Origin of the sequence: Exiguobacterium sp. SH5S4, assembly GCF_004337045.1 — a bacterium.
GTDB lineage: Bacteria > Bacillota > Bacilli > Exiguobacteriales > Exiguobacteriaceae > Exiguobacterium > Exiguobacterium aurantiacum_A.
In genome coordinates this window covers 156730-172344 of record NZ_SJUQ01000002.1, presented here as the reverse complement: position 1 = coordinate 172344, position 15615 = coordinate 156730, and the positions used below count along the sequence as shown (strand labels likewise).

Sequence of the window (15615 nt, the reverse complement as noted above, 5' to 3'; positions counted from 1 at the left end):
GGGAAAGCAGTCGAAAAAGGAGAGAACTATGGCGTATTCTAGAATTAAAGGACAGTCATTGAAAGCACGGTTTCAAAACATCCCTAAACATCGCAAAATCGCATTCGGTCTCGTCCTCACGGTGTTACCTTTATTATTTTTCGTGAATTTATTCGTATTCAGTCACATGTTGGCGCTAGGGGACAAGTATGAGGACCGTTACCAGATGAAAAAGCTTCGGCTTGAGACGGCGCATGGGAATGTTGAATTTATCCGGAGCACGAACGAAAAAGTTCAGATCGAAGTACTGCAGACGAATTCGAAAGAACGTCGCATTAAAGTGAAGTCGGTCGGGGACACGATTTCCGTCGTCGAACGGTATGGACCGATGAGCCAGTTCGGGAGTCGGGCAAGCGCGGAGCCGTCCCGTTATAAAATCCGGGTCGCGTTGCCAAGTTCGATGACATCGATCGAAGTGACGGCTGAGCAAGTGACCGGACAAGGGTTGGTCGCGAAAACCATTGTTCTCGATGCCAACGCGGTCAATCTGAAGAAACTTGAAAGCGACCGGCTTCGGGTCGAGACGAGAAGCGATGCCACGTTTGAGACGGTTCGTGTCGTCACGGGCGACATCCGGTCGTATCGGGACGCGACAATCCGTGACGTCGTCGTCAACCAAGCGCTGACCGTCCAGACAGAGGCCGGGACGCTCACGTATGAGCCGCGAAACGCGACCGGACAAGTGACCGTCACGACAACAGGAAACATCGCGGCGGCTGAGCGCTTTAAAGAAATCAGCAACGGTGTGTACCATCTTTCGAACTCGAATCGTCCGAACGTGGAACTGATTTCTGAGACAGGGAAGGTCGAATTGAAATGATCAACAAACGCTACATTCCTAAAGTCGGACTGCGAACGTTTAAGACCGGGATCGCCGTTGCCATCACAATCGCCTTGTCATGGTATGTCTTCGGCATTTATTCGGGGATGGGTGCCATCGCCGCCGTCGTCGCGATGCAACCGACCGTCAAACGGTCATCGAAAATCGTCTTTAGCCGTATATTCGGCACGATCGTCGGCCTCATGTGTGGCTTGTTGATCGTCTATGCGTTCGGGGTGAACCCGATTTCGATCGGTCTTGCCGTCATCGTCGCACTCACGCTCAACACGACGTTCGATAAGACGCACATGTCGACGTATGCGGCGTTCGCGATTGTGCTCATGCTTGAAAACCCGACGACCGACTTTTTCCACTACGCGTGGACGCGTTCGCTATTGACGGCGGTCGGTGTGTTCGTCTCGCTCGGCGTCAACTATGCGTTCATGCCACCGCGTTATGAAGAGCGTCTGCTCGGCGAGATTCGGAAGACGTCGGCGTATATGTTCCATCATTGGCGCGAGCTGATCGGCTCCCCGGCAGAATTGCTCGAAACGCGCGCCCGTATCCTCGGCCACCAAGAGCTCCATATGATGCTGCAAGAAGACATGCAAGTGACGAAGGTTAAGTTGAAGCATTTGACGATCAAGCAATATCGGTTATTGATTCATTTGGAGGATAAATTGGTCTTGCTGCTCGAGAGTCTCGCTGAGCACCGGGAAGCGTTACTCATGATGACCGAGGACGAACGCCACGCGTTCGAGTCCGAGTTTTTATTCCTGCTCGCCCACCATCACGACATTCTCTACACGTGTGACAAACCGTACTCGCTCTTCCAATTGCCGCATGAAGACTTATCTGTTTCTGAAATTTTACACGGACATCTGCTCGACTATCATGAACAGCTCGAGGCGTTCAAACATAATCCATAACGAAGAGGCCCCGTCGATCGACGGGGCCTTCGTTTATTTCGTTGGAATGGTGTAGCCCGTCCTTTCGGCGCCACGGACGAGCAACCTCTCACCTTTACATCATAGGGGAAAATCAGAAAGTGGCATCATTATTGACCCCATGTTACGTCTCATTGTTGTAATGATTTGACGAGCTGCTCGTCCGGAGTCACGTATACCGTCTGCTGATCGGTGTAGATGACGAATCCCGGCTTGGCGCCGCTCGGTTTTTTCACGTAACGGGCTTTCGTATAGTCGACCGGCACCCCGCTCGAGGCACGTGCCTTCGAGAAGTAGGCGGCGACGGTCGCTGCTTCGAGGAGCGTCGTCTCGTCCGGTTCGGTCGACCGGATGATGACGTGTGAACCGGGGATATCTTTCACGTGAAGCCAAACTTCGTCGCGACGCGCGAACTTGAACGTCAAGTGGTCGTTTTGCGTATTGTTTTTGCCGACGTAAAACTCGACACCGGTCGAAGATGTGTAGCCTTCGAGCGCGACTTTGGCCGTTTGTTTCTTCTTCTGACGTTTTTGTCGGATGTACCCGCCTTCGGCCAGCTCTTCGCGAATCTCGACGATATCGCGCGGCGCGGCGACGTCGAGTTGGGCGACGAGCGTCTCTAAATAGCTGATTTCGGTCTCGTTCAGTTCAATTTGCTTTTGAACCTCGACTTTGGCAACTTTTAGTTTGTTGTATTTCTTATAGTAACGTTGCGCGTTCTCGTTCGGTGTTTTAAGCGGATCGAGCGGGATATCGATCATAGCGCCGTCCTCATCATAATAGTCGACGACGTGAGCGATTTTCATCCCTTTCTCGAGTTGGAACAAATACGTCGTCAACAGCTCACCGTATTTTTGGAGCTCGTTCGATCGTTCCGTCGCTTTCATATCCTCGAGCAGGCGTTTCCGTTTTAATTGGTTGCGTTCGAGCTCTGACTTGAGCAGACGCTCGACGTCATGGGCTTGCTGCTTGACCCGGTCACGGTTCGCCTTCTCATAGTAAAAGCGGTCGAGCACTTCCCGGCTCGAGTCGTAGCGTTCTTCAGAGACGATATCGCCCGACGTGAGCGCGATTGGACTGAACCGTTCCTTCCCGGAGGCGAGCTGTTGGAATACATAAGCGCCTTCAAGGTCTGCCATCACGCTGTCAAACGCCGCCTCTAAGTTCGAGCGGTTCGGCGTTTTGGCTCGATGCATGATCTCTTGAGCGATTTGCGGGCTCATCCCGGCGAAACTGGCAACGAGCTGCTTGTCGAGCATACCTGCGTTCCAATCGATTCGTTTCAATCCCGCTTCCCGTTCCGTCAACGGATCGGATTTTTGTTGCGCCGGCGGCAAGATGTACTCGCTGCCTGGCATGATCGTCCGATACGTGTTTTGAGACGGGGGAAGGTGTTTGATTGCGTCTAAAATCTTGCCGTCCTCGTTCGTCAAGACGACGTTCGAGTGACGTCCCATCAGTTCGATATAGACGCGTTTGTTTTCTTCGTCGCCGAGCTCGTTACGCGATCTGACCGAGAAAACGATGACACGGTCGCGGCCGACTTGTTCGATCGCTGTGATAAAGCCGCCCTCGATATGCTTCCGCAGCATCATACAAAACATCGGAGGCTCTTGCGGGTTCTTGATCGGGGTGTCCGTCAATTGAAGTCGCGCATACATCGCATTCGCTGAAACGAGCAACGAGACGCTTTGTCGGTTCGATCTGACTTGAATCATCAAGTCGAGCGCATACGGTTGATGCACTTTATTGATTCGACCGCCAACGAGCGGTTGTAGTTCTTTTACGACACGATATGTCATTAATCCATCATATGCCATTAGTCTCATCACCTTTGTCCTTTTTCTGTCTCTACGTTATCAGATTCACAGAAAATATGGTACGATGAAGTAGGAAATCCGAACTTCTTCTTGCCGTAACAATTAAAGGACTGCTATTATAATGTAATGTGATGTTAGAAGATGGAGGGCTTGCATTGAATTTTAAAGAACGAGGATTATTAATCGTCTTGTCTGGTCCAAGCGGTGTCGGCAAAGGTACTGTTTGCCGAGTGCTCCGTGAAGAGGCGGACAACAACCTTCAGTATTCGGTGTCGGCAACGACTCGAAAACCACGTGAAGGCGAAGTTGAGGGAGTGCATTACTTCTTTAAGACGAGAGAGCAATTTGAAGACATGATTGAACACGATCAACTGCTTGAACATGCAGAATTCGTCGGCAACTATTACGGGACACCGGTCGAATGGGTGCGCGAGACGCTTGAAAGTGGCAAGGACGTCATTTTAGAGATTGAAGTCCAAGGAGCTTTCCAAGTAAAGGAACGTTTCCCAGAAGCCGTCTTTTTATTCCTCGCACCGCCGAGCCTGCAAGAACTTCGAAACCGTTTAGTCGGTCGAGGCACTGAATCGGAAGAAGTCATCAAGCAACGCTTGCTCGTCGCCCGTGAAGAAATCGAGTTGATGGATGCTTACGATTACGTCGTCACAAACGACGAAGTCGATAAAGCGATCGACCGGATCAAAGCGATCGTGACGGCCGAGCATTGTAAACGTGAACGTGTCGCGTCTCTCTATAAAAAAGCTATGATGGAGGTCATTTAATGTTATACCCTTCGATTGATGCCTTACAACGTATCATCCCGTCGAAATACACAATCGTGACGGTGGCCGCCAAGCGTGCCCGTCAGATCCAAGACGGAAAAGCACCAAAAATCGCTGCGCCAAAATCGTATAAACCGGTCGGTCAAGCGCTAGAAGAAATATTCTCGGGTGACACGACAATCATCGTGAACGAAAAGAACAACGGATGAAGTGTGACCCAAGTCGGATACGACTTGGGTCTCATTGTCTATAAAGGGGAGAAATGTGAATGTTGAACGACCGGAACATCTTGCTTTGTGTGAGCGGCGGTATCGCTGCATATAAGGCGTGCGCACTCACGTCAAAACTCGTTCAAGCAGGCGCGAACGTCCGCGTGGCGATGACAGCATCGGCTGAGCAGTTCGTCGGAAAGGCGACGTTTCAAGCACTCAGTCGCAATCCGATCTATTCGGACGTGTTCGAAGAGCACGACCCGACGAAGATCGCCCACATCGATGTCGTTGATACGAGTGATTTGATCGTCGTCGCCCCGGCGACGGCGAATATCATCGCTAAACTTGCTAACGGAATCGCCGACGACTTCATCACGACCTCGATCTTAGCAGCGAAATGTCCCGTCATCGTGTCTCCGGCGATGAACGTCAACATGCTCGAACATCCGGCGACCCGCCGAAATATCGAGACGCTCAAATCATACGGCTATCAAATCATCGAGCCGGGTGTCGGCAATCTGGCCTGCGGCTGGATTGGCGGCGGACGTCTGCCTGAACCGGAAGATCTCGTCCGCATCATCGCGAGCCAGTTCGTCCCGAAACACTTGCTTGAAAAGCACGTCTTGATTACGGCTGGGCCCACGGTCGAGCGTATCGACCCGGTCCGGTTTTTATCCAACGATTCATCCGGGAAGATGGGAGTCGCCCTTGCTGAGGCGGCGCGAGATATGGGCGCGAACGTGACGCTCGTCCACGGCCCGCTCCAAGTCCCGGTCCCAGACGGGGTGACCGCGATCGCGGTCGAGTCGGGACAACAGATGCTCGAGACGGTGCTCGAGCGATTTGCGACGCAAGACATCGTCATCAAGTCGGCGGCGGTCGCTGACTATCGTCCGAAGACGGTCCACACCGAGAAACATAAAAAAGTCCACGGCCCGTTGACGATCGAGCTCGAGGAGACGACCGATATTTTAAAGGAGCTCGGAACGAAGAAGACGCATCAGCTCCTCGTCGGATTCGCTGCCGAGACAGAGCAGCTTGAAGACCATGCCCGGGCTAAACTCGAGCGTAAAAACGTCGACTTCTTGGTCGCGAACGACGTGTCGAAGCGAGACATCGGTTTCCGGTCTGACGACAACGAAGTCGTCTTATTCCGAGCGGATGGCTCATCTGTCCGTCTGCCGCGGCAGAGCAAACAACGTCTCGCCCACGAGTTGCTCGCCTACTTTAAGGAAGGTTTACGATGATTGCTCACGTCCACGTTGATGCTCCGGTCATCACGATCGACCGACCGTTTGACTATGAGGTCCCGGTCCAGTTCGAGTCGTTGATCGAGCCAGGTATGCGCGTATCGGTACCGTTCGGATCGAGACGGTTACTCGGCATCGTGACAGGGGTGTCGGACGGAACACGGGAAGGGTTAAAACCGCTCGAAGCGCTTCTTGACGAAGAGTCGTCTTTGACCGAAGAGTTGCTCGAACTGTCGACGCACGTGAAACAGACGACGCTTTGCTTCCGCTCGTCGGCACTGCTCGCCATGTTGCCGGCGGCGCTGAAAGTCAGCTACGATAAAGCGATCAAAGGGGAGTCACTTCCTGAGGGTGTTCGGGCCGGCACACACTTGTCGGAGTACCCAAAAGAAGTCCAGTCGTTGATTTTGGCCATGGCCAAAAAAGGGGACTTGTCGCTTTCACCGGTGCTAAAAGAGAAACGAACGGTCAAAACCGACTTGTTGATCGAGTTGAAGGATGCGAGCGTCGTCCCGGCGCGTGCCAAAAAACAGCTCGAGGCGGTCCGTCTGCTTGAAGACGTGCCTCGTATGTACTGGTCGTCGCTCCGTCAAATCGGATTGACGCGCCCCCAGCTGCAAAAGCTCGAGACGCTCGGTGCCGTCAAAGTGACCGAAGTCGAATTGAATCGAGACCCGTACGCTTCGATCGAACAAGTGATCGATGATGTCCAACTGAATGACAGTCAAACGGAAGCGGTGCGCGCGATTCGCGAGGCCGAAGCCGGTGAGACGTTGTTGCTCCACGGCGTGACCGGAAGCGGAAAGACCGAAGTGTATCTCGAGTCGATCGGCCAAGTCGTCGATGACGGGAAGCAAGCCGTCCTGCTCGTTCCGGAGATCAGCTTGACACCGATGATGGTCAAACGGTTCAAACGCCGTTTTGGCGATCGCGTCGCCGTCCTCCATAGCGCCTTGTCGCAAGGCGAGAAGTATGATGAGTGGCGGAAAATCAAGCGACGGGAAGTCGACGTCGTCGTCGGCGCCCGATCGGCCATTTTTGCTCCGCTCGAACACATCGGCCTGCTCATCCTAGACGAAGAGCATGAGACGACGTATAAACAAGAAGAAAATCCACGCTATCATGCGCGCGACGTCGCAATTTGGCGAGCCCGTCATCACGGTTGTCCGGTCGTGCTCGGAAGCGCGACACCGTCGCTCGAGTCTTACGCCCGCGCCCAAAAAGGCGTCTATCGCTATTTGCATTTGAGTGAACGCTACGGCGGCAAGATGCCGCCCGTCCATATTGTCGATATGCGCCGCGAACTCGCGAAAGGGAACACGACGATGTTCTCGGAAGACTTATTTCTGGCCATCAATGACCGGATTGCGAAGAAAGAACAATGTGTCATCTTGCTCAATCGCCGCGGGTTCACGACGTTCGTCATGTGCCGTGATTGTGGGGAAGGGCTGACCTGCCCACATTGCGCCGTCAACTTGACGTATCATCAGCACGGCGACCGGCTCAAATGCCACTATTGTGGCTATGAGATCGGGATGCCGCCGAAATGCCCGACGTGCGACAGTAAAAAGATCAAACAGTTCGGCACCGGCACGCAAAAGATCGAGACCGAGCTGTTGAACCGAATCCCGGAAGCACGGATCATCCGCATGGACCAGGATACGACGTCGCGTAAAGGGTCGCACGAACAGCTGTTGAAACGGTTTGAGGACGGCGAGGCCGACATCCTGCTCGGTACCCAGATGATTGCCAAAGGGCTCGATTTTCCGAACGTCACGCTCGTCGGCGTGCTCGCGGCCGATGCGACGCTCGGTATGCCCGACTTTCGGGCGACCGAACGCACGTTCCAACTCGTCACCCAAGTCGCCGGACGAGCCGGACGTGGAAGTTTACCGGGTGAGGCGTACGTCCAGACGTACAATCCGGACCATTATGTCATCGAGACGGCGAGTGGGCATGATTATGAGTCGTTTTTCGAGCGCGAGATGAAACTCAGACAAGTCGGCAACCATCCGCCTTACTGGTACGTGACGCTCGTCACGTTCGCGGCTGAGAATCCGCTCGTCGCGCAAGCCGAGGCCGACCTGTTCGCCGCCGATTTTGCGGCAGCGCACGTCGAGCAGTCCCGGCTGAACGGACCGATGCCGGCACCGTTATCGAAACTAAAAAACTTGTATCGCTACCAGCTGTTCATCAAGACGAAACAACCGGAAGCGTTATATCCCGTTCTCGCCATGCTGCAACAAGCGCGGGCGAAAGCAATCAGCAAAAAAGAATATCAATTGAGTATAGATGTAAATCCATACGTCTTCATGTGAGGTGGAACGAAATGTATAAAGTAGTCGAAATTCCAAATGAGATTTTGCGGGTCAACTGTGACCCGGTGACAAAGTTTGACAAGAAGTTGCGCCAGACGGTCGACCGGCTGTTTGACACGATGTATGAGTATGATGGCGTCGGTGTGGCCGCGCCGCAAGTCAATTTGAACCAGCGCCTTGCCGTCGTCCATACTGACGACGAAACAGGTCCGCTCGTATTGATCAATCCAGAGATCATTTCGACCGCAGGCAAAGCCGTCGGATTAGAAGGTTGCTTGAGCATCCCGGGTGAGTTCGGATTCGTCGAACGACATGAGTCGATCGTCGTCAAGACGCAAGACATGAAAGGGCGCTTTCAAGAAGTGAAAGCAAGCGGCTTCTTCGCGCGCGCCATCCAACACGAGATCGACCATTTAGACGGCGTCCTGTTCACCGATAAACTCGCCGTTCCTAAGCCCGGAACCGACAAGCGGATCGTCTTCATGGGCACACCGGCGTTCGCCGTATCCGTACTTGAGCGCTTGCTCGAAGAAGGATACAATGTCGTAGGTGTTGTCTCGCAGCCGGACAAACCGGTCGGTCGCAAGCGCGAGCTCAAACCGACACCGGTCAAAGAGTGTGCGCTCCGTCATAACATCCCGGTATTGCAGCCGATCAAAGTCCGCACCGATTACGAGGATATTTTGGCGCTTGAACCCGATTTGATTGTGACGGCGGCTTACGGGCAAATCGTGCCGAGTGAACTGTTAGAGGCTCCGACATATGGCGCGATCAACGTGCACGCCTCGCTCCTTCCAAAATACCGGGGGGGCGCACCGATCCATCAAGCGATTTTGGACGGAGAGACAGAAACGGGCGTCACGATCATGTACATGGTCGATAAATTGGATGCAGGTGACATGATCGCGAACACGATCGTCCCGATCGAAGAGACAGACACGGTCGGTACGCTGTTCGACAAACTTGCCGTCGCAGGGTCTGATCTGTTGATCAAGACGTTGCCAGCCTTTTTAGAAGGCTGGATCGAAGCGGTACCGCAAGACGAACGTGACGTCACGTTCGCACCGAACATTAGCCGGGACCGCGAACAGCTGGACTGGTCGCAGCCGGGTGCATCGATCTTCAACCACATTCGTGGCATGAACCCGTTCCCGACGGCGTATACATTGATCGCGGGCGAGCGGGTGAAAGTGTTCGCGAGCGAGAAGACGAGCGGGAGCGGTGAGGCGGGCACAATCGTCCGGCTTGAAGAGGATGGGTTTGTGGTCGCGACTGGAAATGACGTCGCCATCAAAGTGACAGAGTTACAGCCGGCCGGAAAAAAACGGATGGACGGTGCCACGTTCATGCGCGGTGCCGGACAAAAGCTGCAAGTGGGCGACCAATTAGGAGGGTGACATGAACGTAAGACAAGCAGCGCTTGATACGCTGATCAAAATCGAACAAGGCGGAGCCTATTCGACGATCGCGGTCAACGATTTATTAAACCAAAAAAAGCTAGCTTCAAAAGACGTGGGACTTTACACAGAGCTCGTCTACGGAACGCTCGGGCGGAAGCGGACGCTTGATTATATATTGGAGAAGCGTGTCCAAAACCCGAAAAAACTGGACAGTTTCGTCTTACCGCTCCTTCGGATGAGCGTGTATCAACTGTTCTATTTGGACAAAGTGCCGGACCGGGCCGTCTTACACGAGGCGGTCGAGATCGCCAAAAAACGTGGGCACTCCGGCATCGGCAAGTTCGTCAACGGCGTGTTGCGCAACGTCACCCGTGACGGGTTCCCAGATTTGAGCGGGCTTCCTGACGCCGAACGGATCGCGATCGAGCACAGTCATCCCGACTGGCTCGTCGCGGATTGGATCAACACGTACGGGATTGAGGCGACAGAGGCGATGTGCAAGTTGAACAACGAGCCGGCCCCGGTGACAGTTCGCGTCAACCGCAAACAAATCACGGTCGACGAGATGATCGAACGCCTCGCCGAGTCAGGCGTACAAGCGTCACGTTCTGATCTATCGTCAGACGGTCTCGTTATCGAGTCCGGAAACGTTCATACGACGCCGTTTATCGACGCAGGACTTTTGTCGATTCAAGATGAGAGCTCGATGATCGTCGCCGACGCGCTCAGTGCCGAGAAGACCGAACGCGTGCTCGACGCGTGTGCCGCGCCAGGCGGAAAAGCGATGCACACCGCCGAACGGATGGACGGCGGGACGCTCGTGGCGCTCGACCTTCACCCTCATAAGGCAAAACTGATCGAACGACAAGTGAAGCGATTGCAAATCGATGGAGTGACCGCACTAGCCCTCGATGCCCGAGACGCCGGAGATGAGTTCGAACGCGAGAGCTTTGACCGCATCTTGCTCGATGTCCCGTGCTCGGGTCTAGGTGTCATTCGCCGCAAGCCAGATATTAAATGGACGAAGGACAAAGAATCCCTTTCTGGACTGCCGATCATCCAACGTGAAATTATTGACGCTGTCTTGCCACTACTGAAGCAAGGTGGTACGCTAGTGTACTCGACATGTACAATCGACCCGTCTGAAAATGAACGGCAGGCCGACTATATATTGTCGAACGGATTGACGTGGGATGAAACACTCCGAGATCGTCTTCCTGAAGTGTTACGTCCGATGGTGTCATCGGACCGCGCCGAACTCAAACTACTTCCGACGACGTTCGGAACGGACGGCTTCTACATCGCCGCATTTAAGAAAGAGGTATAAACATGAATCCAAAAGCAGTTGAAAAAACCCCATTAGTCGGTGCCAAGCCGTCTTTATATTCGCTCACATACCCTGAACTCGAACAATGGCTCATCGATGCAGGAGAAAAGTCGTTCCGCGCGAAACAGTTATATGACTGGATGTATGTCAAACGGGTGACGTCATTCGATGATATGACGAACTTGTCGAAACCGCTTCGTGAAAAACTCGATGCTTCGTTCCAGTTGACGACGTTAAAAGAACTCGTCCGCCAGGAATCACAAGACGGAACGATCAAGTTCTTGTTCGAGCTCCAAGACGGTTACTCGATCGAGACGGTACTCATGCGCCACGAATACGGCAACTCGGTCTGTGTCACGACACAAGTCGGATGCCGCATCGGCTGTACGTTCTGTGCATCGACGCTCGGCGGGTTGAAACGTAACCTTGAAGCCGGAGAAATCACGGCTCAAGTATTAGATGTTCAACGGGCGCTCGACGTGAGCGGTGAACGTGTCGACTCGATCGTCGTCATGGGAATCGGCGAACCGTTTGACAACTATGACGAATTGATGCGTTTCTTGCGCACGGTCAACCACGATGACGGTTTGAACATCGGTTCACGCCACATCACCGTCTCAACGAGCGGAATCGTGCCGAAAATCTACAAGTTCGCCGACGAAGGGATGCGCATTAACTTTGCGATTTCGCTTCATGCGGCGTCGACGGAAGTTCGGACACGTCTCATGCCGATCAACCGTGCCTATAACTTGGACAAGTTGATGGAAGCCGTCAACTATTACACGGAGAAGAGTGGACGTCGTATCACGTTTGAATACGGTTTGTTCGGTGGCGTCAACGATACAGAAGAGGATGCCCACAAGCTTGCCGACTTGTTGAAAGGCGTCAAATGCCACGTCAACTTGATTCCAGTCAACCATGTGCTTGAGCGCGACTATGTGCGCACGCCACGTAATCAAATTTTTGCCTTTGAAAAAGTGCTCAAAGATCGAAAAGTGAACGTGACAATTCGTCGCGAACAAGGTTCGGACATCGATGCGGCTTGCGGGCAGCTTCGAGCGAAGGAGCGCGAACAAGAAACGAGGTAATCAGGAAGATGGAATTAGCATACCGAACCGACCGTGGGCAGGTGAGGGCTCAAAACGAAGATGCCGTCTTGATTTTAGGGGACGAGCATGCCGGGATCGCCCTCGTCGCCGACGGCATGGGGGGGCATGAAGCAGGAGAGGTCGCGAGCGGGCTCGTCATCGAGCAGTTTCGTCGCGCCTTTCCGACGCTTCCGGCCACACCGTTAGCGATGGAGACGTGGTTCCGTGATAACGTGGAGCTGGCAAATGAGCAAGTGCTTGAATTCGCGAAGCAGTCTAATCTCGTCATGATGGGGACGACCATCGCTGGCGTCTGTTGGCATGACGAAACGATTGTCATCGTGCACATCGGCGATAGCCGCGTCTACGCCCTTCGTGGCGGAACACTCCAACAATTGACGGAAGACCATTCTTACGTCAACGTGCTAAAACAACTTGGGGAATTGACGGAAGAAGAAATGCGGATCCACCCGAAACGAAATATTATCACCCGTGCGATCGGCTCAAAAGAGCACGTCGAACCTGATCTGCAAGTGTTTGCCGACCCCGAGTTCGACACGATTTTAATCTGTACGGATGGCTTGACGACTCACCTGACAGATGAAGCCATCAAACACGCCTTAACTCGTCCCATCTCTGCGGACGCTAAGGCGGACATGTTGATCGATCAAGCCAACCGATTGGGTGGGAGCGACAACATCACTGTGGCGCTCGTCCAATTCACAGATAGAAAGAGAGGATGAATCCGATGCGAAGTGGAGAACGAATCAACGATCGTTATCGGATCGAACAACAAATCGGTAGCGGCGGCATGGCAAATGTCTACCGGGCTCACGATGAGATTTTAAACCGAACCGTCGCCATTAAGGTGTTACGATCTGAATTCTCGCATAACGAACAATTTATACGCCGGTTCGAACGAGAAGCCCATGCGGCAACCAGTCTGAACCATCCAAACATCGTCGCCATTTATGACGTCGGAGATGAACAAGACATTTATTACATCGTCATGGAACATGTCGATGGTATGACGCTCAAACAATATTTACAGGAAGAGTACATATCAATCGAGGAAGCGTTACGGATCATGGGACAGATCTGTGATGCGATCGATCATGCCCATGCCCATCGCATCATTCATCGGGATATCAAACCGCAAAACATGATGATCGACCAAAACGGGAACGTCAAAGTGACCGATTTCGGGATTGCCGTGGCCATGTCGAACGCGACGCTGACCCATACGATGTCAGTCCTCGGGTCGGTCCACTACTTCTCTCCGGAACAAGCGCGTGGCAAGTTTGCCGATGAGAAGTCAGACATTTATTCGCTCGGTGCGGTGCTATACGAACTTGTGACAGGACGAGTCCCGTTCATCGGTGAGACGCCGGTCGCGGTCGCGTTACAACATTTGCAAGATGATCCGATCCGACCGCTCGACTTGAACCCTAAAATTCCACAAGCGCTTGAGAACTGTATTATGCAGGCGCTCGCCAAATCGCCGGGGGCACGACATGCCTCGGTTGCTGCTTTTAAAAAAGACTGCTTGACGTCGCTCAGCTCAGACCGCGCGGACGAACCGAAACGGATGCCGACAGAACAAGACGAATTTGATCAGACGCTCGTCATGGCACCTGTCGTTCCGGAAGAACCGAAAGAAGTCGTCAAGCAGCCGGCAGCTGCAGTCGAACCGGAATCGGCGACACCGAAGAAACAAAAGAAAAAGAAGTGGTGGCTCTGGCTAGTGCTCGTTCTTTTATTAATTGGTGGCGGGGTTGCCGCGTATGTGGTTGCAGATGAAATGTCACGTGCCGTCGTGCCTGATGTCGTCGGTATGAGCGTCGGTGATGCGACGACTGAACTGGAAGCATCCGGATTCATCGTTGAGACGACAGACCGGGTGAGTGACAACGTGTCTGAAGGCGACGTGATTTCGCAAAACCCGCAACCTGGACGGAAGCCGAAGCGCGGAACGGTCGTCACCATCGTCGTGTCCGCTGGAAAAGAGACGGTCGAGATGCCTGACGTCGAGGGATTGTCGCAAACAGCAGCGGAACGAACGTTGAAAGATCTTGATTTCACAGATATTGAAATCCAATCCGAATCGTCCGAAACGGTCGACAGCGGAGATGTGATTTCGCAGTCGATCACGCCAGGTGAGGAAGTTATCGCGTCGGAAGAGACGGTCACGCTCGTCGTCTCGACCGGAAGCAACAAAATCGAGCTCGCCAATTTGACAGGCTATACGTTCGAAGAGGCGTCAACTTACGCCGAGCAAAACAACTTGAAAATCGTGAAACGCGATGAGTATTCGACGAGCATCCCGGCGAATCAAATCATTCGTCAACTTCCGACGTCAGGGACGGCGGTCGATCCGGGAACGGAACTGACGGTCATCGTCTCACAAGGGGTCGAGCCGACCGACATCTCGATCGAGCGAGAAGTGGACGTCGAAATCGAACCGTCGGCAGAAGGTGAAGAGGCGGAGCCGGTCGAAGTCGTCATCCGTACCGTCGATGCCCGTGGTGAGATCGAAGTGTTGCGTGATATGATCACAGAAACGACGACGTATTCCTATACGCTCGTCATTGCTCCGGACGAAGTCGGTACCGCGACGATTGAAGTCGAGGGAGAAGTCGTTCGGACCGATACGGTGACATACGCCCAAGCAAAAGATTCACAATGAAGAGGTGGCGTGCGCGTCACCTCTTTTCTAAGGAGGAAACAGGATGAAAGGAACGATTATTCGCTTGCAAGGTGGATTTTATGATGTCATGACCGAAACGAAAGTTGAAATCAGATGTCGCGCCCGGGGAAACTTCCGGAACCGAAACATTTCGCCCGTCGTCGGGGACGACGTGGATATTCAAGACCAAGGGGACGGGACCGGCTACATCATGGCTGTCGATGAGCGGTCGAACCATCTCGTCCGTCCGCCGATCGCCAACATCGATCAGGCGTTTCTGCTCTTTTCCGTGAAAGAGCCGGCGTTCTCGTTTCATTTGCTTGACCGCTTTCTCATTTTGATCGAATCGAAGCAAGTTCACCCGATCATCGTGTTGACGAAGATGGACTTGTTGCTAGAAGCTGAAAAGGAAAAAATTAGTGCGGCGGCAGCGCTATACCGTTCGATCGGCTATCAAGTCATTGAGACGTCGACCGAAGACGGAGCTGGGATCGAGCTCATCCGCAGTGCGTTCAAAGACAAGACGAGCGTATTCGCCGGACAGACCGGCGTCGGGAAGAGTTCGTTGCTGAACGCGGTCGCACCGGAGCTTGAACTCGCGACTGGTAAGATTTCGAAAGCGCTTGGCCGCGGGAAGCATACGACGCGTCACGTCACGCTCATCACACTCGCGGACGGGTTCGTCGCCGATACACCTGGATTCTCGAGTCTTGAGTTCCCGGAAGAACTTGAAGTCGAGGAGATGCGTTGGTGTTTCCCTGAATTCGTCTTGCGGCACGATGACTGTAAATTCCGTGGTTGCGCCCATTTGAACGAGCCAGGTTGTGCCGTCAAAGCGGCGGTCGAGGCCGGAGAAATCGCTTCCACCCGCTATGCGAACTATGTTACGTTTATGGAGGAATTAAAAGATAGACAACGGAGGTACTAAC

13 protein-coding genes and 1 pseudogene are annotated in these 15615 nt (G+C 53.4%); 13 read left to right on the top strand and 1 reads right to left on the bottom strand.

Going from position 1 to position 15615, the window contains the following annotated elements; translation table 11 throughout:
- The first annotated feature begins 28 nt into the window (after positions 1–28).
- Both EVJ32_RS02090 and EVJ32_RS02085 read left to right on the top strand, forming a co-directional pair.
- Entirely contained in the window at positions 29–859 is an 831-nt protein-coding gene (locus EVJ32_RS02090; RefSeq protein WP_131456248.1) for a DUF4097 family beta strand repeat-containing protein, read from the top strand.
- Positions 856–1788 (top strand): FUSC family protein, encoded by a 933-nt coding sequence (locus tag EVJ32_RS02085; protein WP_131456246.1) that lies wholly within the window; start codon positions 856–858, stop codon positions 1786–1788. Before EVJ32_RS02090 ends, EVJ32_RS02085 begins: the two co-directional genes overlap by 4 nt.
- Positions 1789–1937: 149 nt before the next feature.
- Here the strand turns inward: EVJ32_RS02085 and EVJ32_RS02080 are convergent, their stop codons facing one another.
- Positions 1938–3626 carry an Rqc2 family fibronectin-binding protein gene (locus tag EVJ32_RS02080; protein ID WP_131456244.1) on the bottom strand — a complete coding sequence of 563 codons (1689 nt, stop codon included), beginning with the start codon at positions 3624–3626 and terminating at the stop codon, positions 1938–1940.
- A gap of 131 nt (positions 3627–3757) precedes the next feature.
- Here EVJ32_RS02080 and gmk point away from each other — a divergent pair, with 131 nt between their 5' ends.
- The 11 genes and pseudogenes from gmk to rsgA all read left to right on the top strand — a co-directional run bounded on the left by gmk (position 3758) and on the right by rsgA (position 15614).
- Positions 3758–4405, top strand: coding sequence for a guanylate kinase (gene gmk, locus EVJ32_RS02075; RefSeq protein WP_070327534.1), 648 nt, complete (start codon positions 3758–3760; stop codon positions 4403–4405).
- Positions 4405–4614 (top strand): DNA-directed RNA polymerase subunit omega, encoded by a 210-nt coding sequence (gene rpoZ / locus EVJ32_RS02070; RefSeq protein WP_070327533.1) that lies wholly within the window; start codon positions 4405–4407, stop codon positions 4612–4614. The genes gmk and rpoZ overlap by 1 nt, the downstream gene beginning before the upstream one ends.
- A gap of 59 nt (positions 4615–4673) precedes the next feature.
- Positions 4674–5864, top strand: coding sequence for a bifunctional phosphopantothenoylcysteine decarboxylase/phosphopantothenate--cysteine ligase CoaBC (gene coaBC, locus EVJ32_RS02065; protein ID WP_131440309.1), 1191 nt, complete (start codon positions 4674–4676; stop codon positions 5862–5864).
- On the top strand, positions 5861–8185 hold the full coding sequence (gene priA / locus EVJ32_RS02060) for a primosomal protein N' (RefSeq protein WP_070327531.1): 2325 nt from the start codon (positions 5861–5863) through the stop codon (positions 8183–8185). Before coaBC ends, priA begins: the two co-directional genes overlap by 4 nt.
- 11 nt (positions 8186–8196) lie before the next feature.
- A pseudogene (gene def / locus EVJ32_RS16340) lies at positions 8197–8625 on the top strand (peptide deformylase); the annotation flags it as partial.
- Positions 8611–9582 (top strand): methionyl-tRNA formyltransferase, encoded by a 972-nt coding sequence (fmt, locus tag EVJ32_RS02055; protein WP_255417542.1) that lies wholly within the window; start codon positions 8611–8613, stop codon positions 9580–9582. The pseudogene def and the gene fmt, both read left to right, overlap by 15 nt.
- A gap of 1 nt (position 9583) precedes the next feature.
- Positions 9584–10912 carry a 16S rRNA (cytosine(967)-C(5))-methyltransferase RsmB gene (rsmB, locus tag EVJ32_RS02050; protein WP_131456240.1) on the top strand — a complete coding sequence of 443 codons (1329 nt, stop codon included), beginning with the start codon at positions 9584–9586 and terminating at the stop codon, positions 10910–10912.
- A 2-nt stretch (positions 10913–10914) separates the two neighbouring features.
- Positions 10915–12000, top strand: a complete 1086-nt coding sequence (rlmN, locus tag EVJ32_RS02045; RefSeq protein WP_131456238.1) for a dual-specificity RNA methyltransferase RlmN — start codon at positions 10915–10917, stop codon at positions 11998–12000.
- Between the two features lie 8 nt (positions 12001–12008).
- Positions 12009–12743, top strand: coding sequence for a Stp1/IreP family PP2C-type Ser/Thr phosphatase (locus tag EVJ32_RS02040; protein WP_070327528.1), 735 nt, complete (start codon positions 12009–12011; stop codon positions 12741–12743).
- A gap of 5 nt (positions 12744–12748) precedes the next feature.
- Positions 12749–14686 carry a Stk1 family PASTA domain-containing Ser/Thr kinase gene (gene pknB, locus EVJ32_RS02035; protein ID WP_131456236.1) on the top strand — a complete coding sequence of 646 codons (1938 nt, stop codon included), beginning with the start codon at positions 12749–12751 and terminating at the stop codon, positions 14684–14686.
- 43 nt (positions 14687–14729) lie between these two features.
- Positions 14730–15614, top strand: coding sequence for a ribosome small subunit-dependent GTPase A (rsgA, locus tag EVJ32_RS02030; RefSeq protein WP_070327526.1), 885 nt, complete (start codon positions 14730–14732; stop codon positions 15612–15614).
- The last annotated feature ends 1 nt before the right edge of the window (position 15615 follow it).